A 14,197-nucleotide genomic window follows, 5' to 3' on the forward strand; every position below is an offset into this window, starting at 1 on the left:
ATCAGGAGTCCTTCGGGGACTCTTTCTGAAAATTGCTGGCGACTGTGGCTTATTGGCCGCAGTCTTTCCTGCAAGCCGCAGAAAACTGACGATTTCTATTCTATAGATGCCACCTCGGGAAAGCCGCACCTGGGCTTCAGAGTCCGGCCGAGGACTCCGCTCGTCGCACATGGTAAATTTTGCGTTTGCCAAGGGACTCCCGCCTAGCATAGATTCCTAACTGGCCGAGGGCTTTACTGGGCACATTTAAATTGTTGCTCAGTATTGTCGTCACACGGGGGTCAAAAAGGGCGCGCATTTATGGACGGTGGTATTACGCAAGCTATTCCCTTGTCCAATGATGAGGAGCTGTTTGCGGAAAGCGCAAGACATGCGGCCCTGCCGCAAGAGCTTTTCCAGCTCGGCGAGCTGGATGTGCTCTATGATGACAGCAACGCAACCCTCTGGACCTTCATGAATCCCGATGGGCGGCCCAGTTTTACTCCACCGATGCTGCATGATTTCGAGCGCTGGCAGGAGCTCATCCCGGTAGGTTTCGGCGATGGCGCGGTGCCGCTGCGCTACCTAGTGCTTGGCAGCCGCGCCCCTGATGTCTTCTGTTTTGGCGGAGACCTTGCGCTGTTTGAGCAGCTGATCCGCAAACGCGACCGAGAAGGCCTTGTCCATTACGGGCACCGCTGCTGTGCAATCCTCGATCGCAACATTCGCAGCCTTGGCCTGCCGATGCTGACCATCGGGCTGGTGCAGGGTGCCGCGCTGGGTGGCGGATTCGAAGCACTGCTTTCGTTCGATTTCATCGTGGCTGAACGGACCGCGACCTTTGGCCTTCCGGAAATCATGTTTGGCCTGTTCCCCGGCATGGGCGCACATGCGCTGCTGTCGCGCAAGATCGGCAGCGCCGCGGCTGAACGGCTGATCCTTTCGAACGAAACCTATACCGCCGAGCAGATGTACGAACTCGGCATCGTCCATGAACTTGCCGAACCCGGTGACGGTCTCAATGCCTGCCGTCAGTTCATCAAGAAGAGCGATCGGCGCCATGCCGGTCTGGTCGGCTCGAGGCGCGCCATGAAGCGGGCGTTGAACCTCGAATTGGCCGAGCTCAATCGCATTACCGAAATGTGGGCCGACACGGCGCTCGAGCTGCGCGAGCAGGACCTCAAGGTCATGAACCGGCTCGTTGCTGCACAGGCACGCCTCGCCGAGCGTATTGCGGCCGCCTGAGCGGGCGCGGTCTGCTAGTCTTCGCCGTGCCCCAGCGCCATATAGTCGGCGCTCTGCATCTCCATGAGACGGCTGACCGTGCGTTCGAACTCGAAAGATCCGTCGCCCGCAACATAGAGATCTTCCGGCGCGGCAGCAGCCGTTGCAAACAGCTTCACCCGGCTCTCGTAAAGCGCATCGATCAGCGTCACGAAGCGCGCCGCCTCATTGCGCAATTCGGGGCCCATCTGCGGAATGCCGACGATGATTACCGTGTGATAGGCGCGCGCGATGGCTAGGTAGTCCGGCACACCGCGCGGTTCGCCGCAAAGCCGCTTGAAGCTGAATACGGCGACGCCCTTCAGGCTCTTGGGCACATGCAGCACGCGCCCTCCGCCAATTTCGAGCTCGCCAGAGGGGACGTGCGCGGCATCCTCAGGCTTGTAGTCGGTAAGGCGGAAGAACACTTCGCGGACCTGCTCGGTGGCGGCTGAGCCCAGCGGCGCGTGCCAGCTGGCTATCCCGGCAAGCCGGTCGAGCCGGTAGTCGACTGGACCGTTGAGGGGCAGCACATCGAGCCGCTCATGGATCAGGTCGATGAAGGGCAGGAAGTGCTCGCGGTTGAGCCCGTCCTTGTAGAGGTCGCGCGGGGCCCGGTTGCTGGTAGTGACTACAGTTACGCCTTCATCCACGATCAGCGCGCGGAATAACCGACTCATGATCATCGCGTCGGCCGAATTGTTCACCACCATCTCGTCGAAGGCGAGGCAGCGCACATCCTGCGCCAGGGCATTCGCCACCGGCGGGATAGGGTCGCCGGTCTTGCCCTTTCGTGCCTCCCGCAGCAGCGTGTGGACTTCTTGCATGAAGGCGTGAAAATGCACTCGGCGCTTGCGACTGATGGCGAGCGTTTCCACGAACAGGTCCATCAGCATCGACTTGCCGCGCCCGACGCCGCCCCACATGTAGATGCCCTTGGTAGCTTCGGGCTTGCGATTGAGAGCGCGCCAAAGCACCGAACCGCGTTTTGGCACGGCTTCAAGGTCCGACTGCAATCGGGCAAGGCGCTCCGCAGCGGCGCGCTGGTCCGAATCGGGGTGCAGTTCGCCTGCGGCAATCAGCTCGTCATAGCGCGCGAGCAATCCGCTCACGGTCAGAGCGCCCGGGGCAGGAACTTGCGGATGATACCGCTGAAGGCGGCGACACGGTCTTCGTCCTGCACCACCTCGCCGCGAACGAAAACGAGATTGCCGGTTTCGCGCATGATCTCTGTCACCGCATCGAGCGGCCTTTTGGGATCGCCGCCACCGATGAATTGGGTGGAGAGTTCGAGCGTAACCGATGGGCCGGCATTGCCGGTGCCGATCACATGCATGGTGGTGAAGAGCGAGATGTCGATCAGTGACAGCGTGATTGCGCCATGGATGATGCCCTGCAAATTCTCATGCTTGCGCTCGGGGAACATGCGCAGGCGGCACTTGCCGCCTTCGGCTCTGGCAATGAGCTTGCCCATCACCGCGCCGTTGAACAGCGTCGGATCCTTCAGGTTCCAGTGATTCCAGCCCGGATTCTCGGGATCGGGCCCGTGCTCGAAAACGTCGTCTTTCAGTGCCACGGGATCAGATCTGGCGTTCTGCCATCATCTTCTTGGTTTCCGCGATCGCCTTGGCCGGGCTGAGGCCCTTGGGGCAGACGTTCGCGCAATTCATGATGGTGTGGCAGCGATAGAGCCGGAACGGATCCTCGAGCTGGTCGAGCCGCTCACCGGTCATTTCATCGCGACTATCGGCCAACCAGCGATAGGCCTGGAGCAGGATCGCCGGGCCAAGGAACTTGTCCGAATTCCACCAATAGCTGGGGCACGAAGTCGAACAGCAGGCGCACAGGATGCACTCGTAAAGCCCGTCCAGCTTTTCGCGCTGTTCGGGCGATTGCAGCCGTTCCTTGCCGCTCGGCGTCGGGCTCACGGTTTGCAGCCAGGGACGGATCGAGGCGTATTGCGCATAGAAATGCGTGAAATCGGGAACGAGGTCCTTGATCACTTCCATATGCGGCAGCGGAGTGATGCGGATTTCGCCCGAAAGGTCTTCGATCGCGGTGGTGCAGGCGAGCCCGTTCCTGCCGTTGAGGTTCATCGAGCAGGAACCGCAAATCCCCTCGCGGCACGAGCGGCGGAAGGTCAGCGTTGGGTCGATTTCGTTCTTGATCTTGAACAGCGCGTCGAGAACCATCGGGCCGCACTGGTCGAGATCGATCTCGAACTTGTCATAGCGCGGGTTTTCGCCGCTATCGGGATCGTAGCGATAGATCTTGAAGGTCTTAACCCGCTTGCCGCCATCGGCCTTGTGGGTCGTGCCCTTGCCGGTGATCTTCGAGTTCTTGGGAAGGGTAAAGGTCGCCATTGAATCCCGTATCCTGTTTCGCTTTGCCACCTATCTAACGGCTTCGGCCCAGAGGGCAACCCGCCGATCCAGCGCTCGTCAGGCCATCAGCCCGTGGCGGCGAAGGCTTTCTGCTAGGATCGTTTCGATCAGCTGTTCCTGCGTCCACCCTGCGAGGTTGGCCGCGCGCCCGAACACCTTCTGCGACCACAAATTGCAATTGAGGTTCAGCTCGAGGAAAGTGATGTCGCCGGTTTCCTCGTTCACGCGGAATTCCCACCGGCCGTAATCGAACGGCCGATATTCCTGCATCGCCTTTTGCGTGTAATCGGTGATCTTCGCGATCATTTCCGGGTTCTCGAAGGGATCGAGCGAGTATTTCTGGCTGCGATCGACCAGGTCGCGCTTTTCCTGATAGGTGCGCAGGTGCGAGGGATCGGCCTGGCGGAAGATCATCATCGGCAGGATCACCGGTTCGCCATTGACCGTGACCACCGGCACTTCGACGTCGCTGCCGTCGATGAAGGGTTCGACCAGCGCGTCATGGCCAAGCTCGTGCACGCCATGGATCGCCTTCTCGACGGTGGGCCAGTCGGTCGCGTCCATCACGCCCCAGCTGGCTGAGGAATTGTTCGGCTTGACCACGAAGCGGGTGCCTTCTGGGCATTTCGCAGGGTCGATCGGTGCCCCGCGACGATAGATCGCCCAGGGTGCAGTCGGCACGCCCGCGTCGCGCACGGCACGCTTGGCGAGGTGCTTGTCATCCGACAGGCCGCGCAGGATCGGGCTGGCGCCGAGATAGGGAATGCCGGCGCGCTCACACAGCAGCGGGCACAGCATTTCCGAATTGAAGAAGCCGGCGCGGTTGAGCAGCGGGAAGACGAAATCGACGTCCGGCTTGTCGAACAGCACTTCGAACCTGTCTTCGACGCGCAGGTTCAGGCCGAGGCCCTTCAGGACCTCGCGCATCTCCACGTGATAGGTGGCATGGTTGCCGTCTTCGGCGCTGCCCGTGCCATCCCATAACGCGTTCTTCGCGATGAACAGGATGCGCGTATCGCGCTTGGTCTTTTCGTCGATGGTAAGCGGCGCAATGGGGAAGGACACGCGACTAAACCTTTCTTTTCTGCGCCGCGGCCCATAAGGCGGTCTCGCTTCGCAGCCAAGCTGAATCGGGACACAATGGGCCGCATTTTCACAAACACGCCTGACATCCTTCCCACTATCGAGCAGGATGACCTAACCAACGAGCTGATCGCGCTGCTTTCATCGGGTGGTGACGCGCGCATTTCGCTCGATCAAGAGAGCGGGTTGAACAAGTATTTTTCCGCTCCCTATCCGCGGCGGACGCTCGCCTACGCCTCTTCGACCGCCAATGATGTCTCGCCAGAGGCCTTCACCCACCTGCGCGGCGTATTGGCTGCAGGCCTTGCGACCTACGAAGCTCAGCTCGAATCGCTGCGGGCGCGAATCCGCGCGGCCTACGATCTTTCGAGCGATGTGGAGGTCGTGTTCGCGGCATCGGGGACAGACCTCGAATATGTCGCGCTCGCCGCAGTGCTGGGCAAGGCGCCGGGCGGCATCCACAACATCCTGCTGGGCGCGGACGAAGTGGGCAGCGGCTGCATCCATTCCGCCCATGGCCGCTATTTCGCCGGAGAAACCCCGTTTGGCGTGCCGACCGAACTGGGTGCCCCAGTCGAAGGCTTCGGCATTATCGAGCTGGCCGACGTGCCGGTACGCGACAGCGAGGGCAGAGCACATTCGAGCCGCCAGATCGCCGATGATATCGCGCAAGAGATAGAACAGGCGCATTCAGCCGGACTACACCCGCTGGTCCATGTCGTGCATGGCTCCAAGACAGGCCTGATCCTGCCAGAGCCTGCTGAGCTGGCAATGCTGGCCGAGCGATTTGGCGATAAGGTCGATTTCGTGGTCGACGCATGCCAGGCGCGCATCACCATACCGGCCCTGCATGAATATCTGTCGCGGGGGGCCATGGTGCTCCTGACCGGATCGAAATTCATGGGCGGGCCGCCGTTCAACGGCTTCGCGCTGGTTACCCGCACCATGATGCGGAGTGCAGCGCCGCTTCCGTCCGGCCTTGCCAGTGTCTTCCGGCGGGCCGAGTTCCCTGAAGGCTGGGCAGGGCGCGATCAGCTGCCCGAAGGCGAGAACCCGGGATTGGGGCTGCGCTATGAAGCCAGCGTGTTCGAACTGGAGCGTTTCCAGCGGCTGCCGATTGCCTCGGTGGCGGCATTGCTCGACCGCTTCGAGGCGGCGCTGGTCGACGAAGTCGTCGCACGGCTCGGGCTGCGGCTCGTGCGCCCCTATGCCTTTGGCGCGGAAGAGGAACCGCGCGAACATCCGATCGAGATGCGCACGTTGGCGACACTTGATGTGAGCACACTCGATGCGACGTCAGGTTTCGACGATGCCCAAAGGCTCCACCGCGACCTCGCCCTGGCGGGCCTACGGCTCGGCCAGCCGGTCAAGTGTGTGCGCCGCGATGGCGGGTGGGGCGGCACCCTGCGTATCGGCATGTCGATGCCGCAGGTGGTGCGACTGTGCGATCAATCGGCGGAGGCTGCCGCTGCCAGCCTGCATGCGGACATGCGCACCATCGCGGATGCTCTCGCAAAGGCGCGTTAGAGACCGCTTGCAAGCAGTCCGCGCTCGACATAGCCTGATGCATATCGGGGGGTGGAGAGGCGCCGATGGGATTGCAGAGTTGGTATGATGCACACGTAATGCCGCGCCTGGTTACCTTTGCCTGCGGGCAGGGGCAGGTGATGAAGCGGCGTTCGCAACTTGTGCCGCTGGCAAGCGGCGACGTGTTCGAACTGGGCTGCGGTGGCGGACTCAATCAGGAATTCTACCAGACCAGCCTCGTTTCCAGCTTTTCAGGGATCGATCCCCACGGCGGCTTGCTCGAGGCTGCGCGCGAACGGGCGCGGGCGCGGGGATGGCACAATGACATCCGCGAAGGCGTGGGTGAGCACATCCCCTTCCCAGAGCGCAGTTTCGATACCGTAGTGTGCACCTTCACCCTGTGCTCGGTAGATAATCCGGCGCAGGTGATGTCCGAGATGCGGCGCATCTTGCGGCCCGGCGGCAGGTTGCTGTTCCTGGAGCATGGTCGGGCGCCCGATCCCGATGTTGCGCGCTGGCAGGACCGGATCGAGCCGGTGTGGAAGCGTATTGCAGGCAATTGCCACCTCACCCGCCCGATTGGGGCAGCACTGCGCGGTGCAGGTTTCGAAGTCGAACCGCTGGGGCAGGGATATTTGCCCAAGGCCCCGCGCGTGGCGGGCTGGAACGAATGGGGCATTGCCCGCAAGGCCGGGGTCTAACCCCCGACTGTTTGCGTCGAATTGATGGGTAGGCGGCGGCGCAGCCTCAGCCGCGCCGCCCACCGGTCAACTTACTCGCCGAAGGTGCTCTGCCACCAGCCGCGCTTTGGCTCGCCGCCGTCACCGGCATCGGGCGCATCGGTGGCTTCAGCCGTGGCCGTCTCTGCAGCGGCTTCGCTCGCCTTGGTCTTGCGGGGAGCGCGTTTCTTCTTCGGCGCAGGAGCTGTTTCAGCGGCTTCTTCCGGAGCGGGAGCTTCGTCAGCCGGGGCTTCCGGAGTGGGAGCCTCTTCCTTCTTCTTGCGCGGAGCACGCTTTGCTTTGGGCTTCGGAGCCTCCTCGGCTTCCGCAGGTGCTTCCGCTTCGACCGGCGCTTCGGCCTCGAGCTCGGCCTTCTTCTTGCGCGGCGCGCGCTTGCGCTTGGGCTTTTCCTCCGCTTCCACTTCGGCTGCGCCTTCGGGCGCATCGCTCTCCGGTTTCGCTTCGGACACCTGCGCTTCGGGCTCTTCCGAGCTCTCGGTTTCGCCTTCGCTCAGCGACTCTTCGCCATTGCCTTCGCGGCGCTTCCTGTTGCGTCCGCGACCGCCGCGACGACGACGCTTCTTGGGGCGTTCGCCGCCTTCTTCGTCGGAGGAGGGATGTTCTTCGCCTGCCTCGCCTTCCTCTGTGTCGCCTTCGTCGTCGCGCGCTTCATCGCTGTCTTCGCGACGGTTCTTGTTGCGCCCGCGGCCACCCCGTCGGCGGCGACGCTTCTTCTTGCGGGCATCGTCACCATCGTCGTCACGCTCGGAAGCACTGTCGCTGTCCTCGTCGATTTCGTCGTCGATATCCTCCGGGATATCGTCTTCGTCATCTTCCTCGATCACGATCGGTTCGAAGCGCGGCGCCTGCGTCGGGCGGGGCCCGAGGCTTGCGATGCTCATCTTCGCGCCTTCTTCCTCGCCTTCGGGCACCACTTCGACCGAAACGCCGTAGCGGTCCTCGATCTCCTGGAGATCGGAGCGCTTGGCATTGAGCAGGTAGATCGCGGCTTCAGTGCTGGCACCGAGGCGGATAATCGTTCCCTTGCCCTTGGCGGCCTCATCCTCGATCAGGCGGAGCGCCGAAAGGCCGGCGCTTGAGGCCGTGCGGACAAGGCCAGTGCCGTCGCAATGCGGGCAGGCGCGAGTGGTCGCTTCAAGCACTCCGGTGCGCAGGCGCTGGCGGCTCATTTCCATCAGACCGAAGCCCGAAATGCGCCCGACCTGGATCCGCGCCCGGTCGTTCTTGAGCGCTTCCTTCATCGCCTTCTCGACCTTACGGATGTTGGAGTTGTACTCCATGTCGATGAAGTCGATCACCACAAGCCCGGCCATGTCACGCAGGCGCAGCTGGCGGGCGATTTCCTTGGCCGCTTCGAGGTTGGTGCTGAGTGCGGTCGCTTCGATCCCGTGTTCCTTGGTCGAGCGGCCAGAGTTGATGTCGATCGAAACCAGCGCTTCGGTCGGGTTGATCACGAGGTACCCGCCAGATTTGAGCTGGACGACCGGGTCATACATCGCCCGCAGCTGGTCTTCAGCGCCAAAACGCTGGAAGAGAGGAACCGGGTCAGAATAGGCTTTCACCCGGCGCACATGGCTGGGCATCAGCAACTTCATGAAGGCGCGGGCCGACTTGTAGCCTTCCTCGCCTTCGACCACGACTTCCTCGATTTCCTTGTTGTAGATGTCGCGGATGGCGCGCTTGATCAGGTCGGAGTCCGAATGGATCAATGCAGGTGCGGTGGAAGCGAGCGTCTTTTCGCGGATCTCGTCCCACAGGCGCGCGAGATAGTCGAAGTCGCGTTTGATCTCGGGCTTGGTTCGGGAAAGGCCCGCGGTGCGCACGATTAGGCCCATCGACTTGGGCAGCTTGAGGTCCGAAACGACTTGCTTCAGGCGCTTGCGGTCACCCGAGGAGCTGATCTTGCGGCTGATCCCGCCGCCATGCGAAGAGTTCGGCATGAGCACGGTGTAGCGGCCGGCAAGGCTGAGATAGGTGGTGAGCGCGGCGCCCTTGTTGCCGCGTTCTTCCTTTACGACCTGTACCAGCAGTACCTGGCGGCGCTGGATGACGTCCTGGATCTTGTAGCGACGGCGCAGTGCCTGGCGGCGCGCGCGCACTTCGTCGACTTCCTTGGCGCGGCTCTTGCTGCCACCCTGGCGGCGGCGTCCGCGACGGCCGCGGCCGCGACGATCGCCTTCCTCTTCGTCCGATTCCGACTCGTCGTCGGCTTCATCCTCATCGGAATCGTCGCCGTTCTCGACATGCCCGCCTTCGATCGTGGAGACCTCGTCCTTTTCCGAAGTGTCGATTTCCTCGACGCCGTCTTCGGCGAATTCCTCTACGAGAGCCTCGGCAGATTCCTCATCCTCGGCATCGTATTCGTCGCCTGGCAGGTTCCCCGCCTCTTCCTCTTCGGCGCGCAGGCGCGCTTCTTCCTCGGCAGCCTCAGCCTCTTCGGCGAGCAGCGCTTCGCGGTCAGCCTGCGGGATCTGGTAATAGTCCGGATGGATTTCGCTGAAGGCGAGGAAGCCGTGCCTGTTGCCGCCGAAATCGACGAATGCCGCCTGCAGCGAGGGTTCTACCCTTGTTACCTTGGCAAGGTAGATATTGCCTTTGATTTGCTTGTGTTCAGCAGACTCGAAATCAAATTCTTCGATCCGGTTGCCTTTGACCACCGCCACCCGCGTTTCTTCCGGGTGGCGCGCGTCGATGAGCATGCGCGTTGCCATTATGAATTCTCCAGGCGCGTGTTCGCGAAGCGTCTATGCCGCCCCGCGCGCGCCCATAATTGTGTTGTTGTGTGAATGCGCCGCTGGCGGCGTGATGCCGGGCGACGTGATGGGTTCTGCCCGGGCCCGTAAGCCGGTGGGGCAGGAATTCGGAATATGCGTCTGCAAGTGCAAGATTGCAGCAAGCTGCTGCTGCCCGGCCCACAAAATCGATCGCGCGCGTGCCGCGCGGCGAACGGAATTGCGGGGAGGGCTGTCTCTTCACTGCGTCAACCTGTTGTGAAGCCATGCGAAAGGTTTTCGCCCGGCAGCGGATTGGAAGCTCGGCCAAGCTCCATTTTGGAGCTATGCAGCCGGTTCCTGCCACTGTTTGCGCTGCTAGCACCGTGGGTTTCAACTCGCAACCATATTGCGCTTTGCCACGGCAACGCCGTAACCTTGTGAGGCAATGAGCCTGCGCACCCATCTTGTCCTGATTGTCATGCTCCCGCTGCTACTGGTTGGCGGCCTGGTCTCCGCCGGGATCAAGCTGCCTGTCCCGCAATGGGGGCGCGATTATGTGCTGCGGCTGTTCATGCCCGAATTGGCCGAAGCGGCGGCGCTGCCTGGCATCTATGGCCCCGCCGATCCCGATCGTCCGTTGGTTGTCATCGATGCGGGGCATGGCGGACACGATCCGGGCGCTGTCGGTGCTGGCATCCGTGAAAAGGACGTGACGCTTGGGCTCGCGCTTGCCTTGCGTGACGCGCTGGTGCGCCAGGGCGGGGTCCGCGTTGCGCTGACCCGCGAAGACGATCGCTTGCTCGCGCTTGCCGAGCGGCCCGATATCGCGCGCCGAATGGGGGCCGACCTGTTCGTTTCGATCCATGCCGATTCGGCAGGCGAGAAGAGCGGCGTGAGCGGCGCGAGCCTCTATACGCTCTCGGCCCGGGCATCGAGCGCTGCGGCTGCCCGTTTCGCGCGCCGCGAAAACGATGCCGACCGTCTTAACGGCCTGTCGATCGATGGCCAGAGCGAACAGGTCAGCGCGATCCTAGTCGAGCTGTCGCAGCGGCGTTCGCAAACCGATTCGCTTGAATTTGCTTCGCTTGTGACGCGCGAGGGGGAGGGGCAACTGACGTTCCATCCGCAACCCTTGCGCGCGGCAGACCTCGTGGTGCTGCGTTCGCCCGATATGCCCTCCGTGCTGTTCGAAGCAGGCTTCGTCACCAATGAGCAGGATGCTGCGCGGCTCACGTCGGCAGAATGGAAAAGCGGATTTGCCGATGCCATGGCACGGGCGATACGCATCTATTTCGTCAGGCAAGGGGGTGGTTGACGCGTTGCAATGCGGTTCATGGAGAAGCGCCTAGCCTTCCCGTGAATCCGCATGCTATTGCCGCCGCCGAATGAATGATCCGACCATGACCGAATCTGCCAAAATAGACCTTGCCTATGTGCGCCAGCGCCTGCGCGGTGACAGCGTGGCTGCATTGGAATGGTTTCGTGCGAACTGGCGCGAACACCGCAGGTTTCGCTGGGCCGTCGGAGCGTTTGCTGGCGGCGTGGTGCTTCTCATTGCGATCTGGGCGCTGCTAGCGCGCGACCTGCCCGATGCGGAAAGCCTGGTGGGGTACGAGACGCCGCTGCCCACAGTTGTACGCGGGATCGATGGCGAGATCGTCCATTCCTATGCCCGTGAGCGGCGCGTGCAGCTGCAATATGCCGATTTCCCGGAGAAGCTGATCGAATCCTACCTGTCAGCTGAGGACAAGACCTTCTTCAGCCATGGCGGGGTAGACATCACCGGCACGCTTAACGCCGTTTTCGACTATGCCATGAAGTTCGGATCGGGCGAACGCGCTGTCGGCGGTTCAACCATCACACAGCAAGTCGCGAAGAACTTGCTGTTGGGTGACGAGTATTCGGTTACCCGCAAGCTCAAGGAAATGATCCTTGCCCGCCGCATTGAAGGGGTGCTGAGCAAGCAGGAAATACTTGAGCTCTATCTCAACGAGATTCCGCTCGGCCGCCGCAGCTTCGGCGTGCAGGCCGCGGCGCAGGCCTATTTCGACAAGGATGTCGACCAGCTCGACCTGCATGAAATGGCGTTCCTTGCGATCCTGCCCAAGGCGCCCGAACGCTATGGCCGTGCGCGCAATGCCGAGCTTGCAATCGAGCGGCGCAATTTCGTGTTGAGCCAGATGGAAGAGAACGGCTTCATCACCGCGGAAGAAATGCGCGTGGCGCAGGCGAAGCCGCTGGGTCTGGTTGCGCAGCGCAGCGAACGTTCGGTCGATGCCGGATATTTTCTTGAGGAAGTGCGCCGCCAGTTGCTCGATCAATTCGGCGAAACTGCAGAGGAAGGTCCGAACAGCGTCTATGCGGGTGGCCTTTGGGTGCGCACTTCGCTCGATCCCGAACTTCAAGTGGCCGCGCGCGATGCACTGCGCGCCGGGCTGCTGCGGTATCACGGCAATCGTGGCTGGACTGGCCCGATAGCCACGATCGATGTGAGCAAGGGCGACTGGGCCGGGCAGCTGCAAAGCTCGTTTCTCGGCATTCGATATAGTAATTGGCGGATTGGCGTCGTCACAAGCCGCGCCGGTCAGAGCGCTCGCGTCGGTTTTGCGGACGGCAAGGAAGCGCCGCTGATCAATTTCCCCGATGCGCTCAAGGCAGGCGATGTGATCGCGGCGCAGCCGGTCGGCAATGGCTATCGTGTAGCGGTGATCCCCGAGGTCTCGGGCGGGTTCCTTGCGGAATCAGTCCAGACGGGCCGGATTCTCGCTATGCAGGGCGGGTTCGACTTCCGCCTGAGCGATTTCAACCGCGCCACGCAGGCGGAGCGCCAGCCGGGCTCGACCATCAAGCCGTTCGTCTATGCCACCGGGCTCGACAACGGCATGACCCCGGCCACCGAAGTTCCAGACCAAACCTTCTGCTTCTACCAGGGCGCAAATCTCGGCGAGAAATGCTTCCGCAACTTCGGCGGTGAGTCTGGCGGCGTCCACACCATGCGCTGGGGCCTCGAACAGTCGCGAAACCTGATGACGGTCCATATCGCGATGGATGCTGGCATGCCCGAGGTGGTCAGTACCTTCAAGCGGGTCGGGATCGGCTCTTATGGTGCCTATCCCTCATTCGCTTTGGGAGCAGGCGACACCACGGTGGAGCGGATGGTCAACGCCTATGCCGCACTTGCAAACCATGGTCGGTTGAACCAGCCGACCGTGATCGATTTCGTTCAGGATCGACGGGGCAAGGTGATCTGGCGCGCCGACAAGCGCCGCTGCGAAGGCTGCAACATGCCGGAGTGGGACGGGCAGCCGATGCCGCGTTTCGGCGTTAAAGGCGAGCAGGTGCTCGATCCGCGCACCGCGTTTCAGGTGATCCACATGCTCGAAGGCGTGGTGCAGCGGGGAACCGCCACGCGCCTGCGCGATATCGACCTGCCGCTTTTCGGCAAGACCGGCACCACCAACGGCCCGACCAACGCCTGGTTCGTGGGCGGCACGCCCGACATCGTGGCGGGTGTCTATGTCGGGTTCGACCAGCCGCGCGATCTTGGCGGGTGGGTGCAGGGCGGCAATACCGCTGCGCCGATCTTCAAGGAATTCGTCCAGGCGACGATGGATCATTGGAGCAAACAGCCGGCAGTTGCTCCGGCGGGTATCCGCATGGTCCGGATCGACCGGCGGAGCGGCAAGCGCGTGTTTGACCAATGGCCTACTACCGACCCGCTTTCGCCAGTGATCTGGGAAGCTTTCAAGCCCGATACCGAGCCGCCGCGCGAAACCCGACAGGACAGGGTCGCGTCGCTGCGCGATGAGTTGCTGGCGCTGATCCGTCGCGGGCAGGGCGAACAGGCAGGTTCGGGCGAAGGCCGCTCCAATGACTTCGTCGAGGAACAGGGCGGGATTTACTAAAGCGGGGAACCGAATTGGCGCATCGTGCGCTTTTTGTCCTGACGTTTGGAATGGAGTGTATCGCGATGCGTAAATTGGCAATGGCAGCAGTTCTTGCACTCGGGCTTGGTGTTCCGGCAGCGGCAAATCTTCCTGTCGGTACCAAAGCACCGATCTTTGCGACAGAGGCCGCTCTGGCAGGCAAGGAATTCGGCTTCAACTTGCGCGCAGCGCTCGCAAAGGGGCCGGTGGTCCTGTACTTCTACCCCAAGGCATTCACCCAAGGCTGCACGCTTGAAGCCAATGCTTTCGCGGAGGCCATGCCCGAATTCAAGGCATTGGGCGCAAGCGTGGTTGGCATGTCGAATGATGACATCGAAACACTCAATCGCTTCAGCCGCGAGGAATGCCGTGACGCATTTCCCGTCGGCGTTGCATCGCGCCAAGTGATCGACGCCTATGACGTGGCTCTGGTGCGCGGAGGCAAGGATACCGGCATCACTAGCCGCACAAGCTATGTCATCGCGCAAGACGGCAGGATCGTGATGGTTCATTCCAACATGGATTATCGCGACCATGTGCGGCTGACGCTTGAGGCGGTGCACAAGCTCAGCCACTGAGCG

At 62.2% G+C, this 14,197-nt stretch carries 11 protein-coding genes; 6 read left to right on the plus strand and 5 right to left on the minus strand.

Going from position 1 to position 14,197, the window contains the following annotated elements:
* Nucleotides 1-300 precede the first annotated feature (300 nt).
* Nucleotides 301-1,224, plus strand: a complete 924-nt coding sequence (locus VRS74_RS01245) for a crotonase/enoyl-CoA hydratase family protein (protein WP_354143417.1) — start codon at nt 301-303, stop codon at nt 1,222-1,224.
* Between the two features lie 14 nt (nt 1,225-1,238).
* Here VRS74_RS01245 and zapE read toward each other — a convergent pair whose 3' ends face one another.
* From zapE to VRS74_RS01265, 4 genes are all read right to left on the minus strand, one after another.
* Complete coding sequence (gene zapE, locus VRS74_RS01250) at nt 1,239-2,354, minus strand: cell division protein ZapE (RefSeq protein ID WP_354143418.1); 1,116 nt, start codon at nt 2,352-2,354, stop codon at nt 1,239-1,241.
* 2 nt (nt 2,355-2,356) lie between these two features.
* Nucleotides 2,357-2,818 (minus strand): PaaI family thioesterase, encoded by a 462-nt coding sequence (locus tag VRS74_RS01255; protein ID WP_354143419.1) that lies wholly within the window; start codon nt 2,816-2,818, stop codon nt 2,357-2,359.
* A 4-nt stretch (nt 2,819-2,822) separates the two neighbouring features.
* The gene (locus VRS74_RS01260) at nt 2,823-3,605 is read right to left on the minus strand and encodes a succinate dehydrogenase iron-sulfur subunit (RefSeq protein ID WP_354143420.1); all 783 of its coding nucleotides are present in this window, start codon (nt 3,603-3,605) and stop codon (nt 2,823-2,825) included.
* A gap of 78 nt (nt 3,606-3,683) precedes the next feature.
* The gene (locus VRS74_RS01265) at nt 3,684-4,691 is read right to left on the minus strand and encodes a D-alanine--D-alanine ligase family protein (RefSeq protein ID WP_354143421.1); all 1,008 of its coding nucleotides are present in this window, start codon (nt 4,689-4,691) and stop codon (nt 3,684-3,686) included.
* 75 nt (nt 4,692-4,766) lie between these two features.
* Here VRS74_RS01265 and VRS74_RS01270 point away from each other — a divergent pair, with 75 nt between their 5' ends.
* A complete protein-coding gene (locus tag VRS74_RS01270; protein ID WP_354143422.1) occupies nt 4,767-6,236 on the plus strand; it encodes a hypothetical protein in 1,470 nt (489 codons plus the stop codon).
* A 98-nt stretch (nt 6,237-6,334) separates the two neighbouring features.
* Nucleotides 6,335-6,937, plus strand: a complete 603-nt coding sequence (locus VRS74_RS01275) for a class I SAM-dependent methyltransferase (RefSeq protein ID WP_354143423.1) — start codon at nt 6,335-6,337, stop codon at nt 6,935-6,937.
* A gap of 71 nt (nt 6,938-7,008) precedes the next feature.
* On the opposite strand, the gene VRS74_RS01280 is transcribed toward VRS74_RS01275, so the two are convergent.
* Nucleotides 7,009-9,687 (minus strand): Rne/Rng family ribonuclease, encoded by a 2,679-nt coding sequence (locus VRS74_RS01280; protein ID WP_354143424.1) that lies wholly within the window; start codon nt 9,685-9,687, stop codon nt 7,009-7,011.
* 448 nt (nt 9,688-10,135) lie between these two features.
* Between VRS74_RS01280 and VRS74_RS01285 the strand changes: the two genes are divergently transcribed.
* From VRS74_RS01285 to VRS74_RS01295, 3 genes are all read left to right on the plus strand, one after another.
* Nucleotides 10,136-11,005 carry an N-acetylmuramoyl-L-alanine amidase family protein gene (locus VRS74_RS01285; RefSeq protein ID WP_354143425.1) on the plus strand — a complete coding sequence of 290 codons (870 nt, stop codon included), beginning with the start codon at nt 10,136-10,138 and terminating at the stop codon, nt 11,003-11,005.
* An 85-nt stretch (nt 11,006-11,090) separates the two neighbouring features.
* Complete coding sequence (locus VRS74_RS01290) at nt 11,091-13,595, plus strand: penicillin-binding protein 1A (RefSeq protein WP_354143426.1); 2,505 nt, start codon at nt 11,091-11,093, stop codon at nt 13,593-13,595.
* An 80-nt stretch (nt 13,596-13,675) separates the two neighbouring features.
* Nucleotides 13,676-14,194 carry a peroxiredoxin gene (locus VRS74_RS01295; RefSeq protein ID WP_354143427.1) on the plus strand — a complete coding sequence of 173 codons (519 nt, stop codon included), beginning with the start codon at nt 13,676-13,678 and terminating at the stop codon, nt 14,192-14,194.
* Nucleotides 14,195-14,197 lie beyond the last annotated feature (3 nt).

The sequence above is a fragment of the Altererythrobacter litoralis genome, from assembly GCF_036324225.1.
GTDB lineage: Bacteria > Pseudomonadota > Alphaproteobacteria > Sphingomonadales > Sphingomonadaceae > Erythrobacter > Erythrobacter litoralis_A.

Coding starts and splice junctions, on each gene's coding strand:
- VRS74_RS01245 (WP_354143417.1), top strand. CDS start 301: ATGGACGGTGGTATTACGCAAGCTATTCCCTTGTCCAATGATGAGGAG.
- VRS74_RS01260 (WP_354143420.1), bottom strand. CDS start 3,605: ATGGCGACCTTTACCCTTCCCAAGAACTCGAAGATCACCGGCAAGGGC.
- VRS74_RS01270 (WP_354143422.1), top strand. CDS start 4,767: ATGGGCCGCATTTTCACAAACACGCCTGACATCCTTCCCACTATCGAG.
- VRS74_RS01275 (WP_354143423.1), top strand. CDS start 6,335: ATGCCGCGCCTGGTTACCTTTGCCTGCGGGCAGGGGCAGGTGATGAAG.
- VRS74_RS01280 (WP_354143424.1), bottom strand. CDS start 9,687: ATGGCAACGCGCATGCTCATCGACGCGCGCCACCCGGAAGAAACGCGG.
- VRS74_RS01285 (WP_354143425.1), top strand. CDS start 10,136: ATGAGCCTGCGCACCCATCTTGTCCTGATTGTCATGCTCCCGCTGCTA.
- VRS74_RS01290 (WP_354143426.1), top strand. CDS start 11,091: ATGACCGAATCTGCCAAAATAGACCTTGCCTATGTGCGCCAGCGCCTG.
- VRS74_RS01295 (WP_354143427.1), top strand. CDS start 13,676: ATGGCAGCAGTTCTTGCACTCGGGCTTGGTGTTCCGGCAGCGGCAAAT.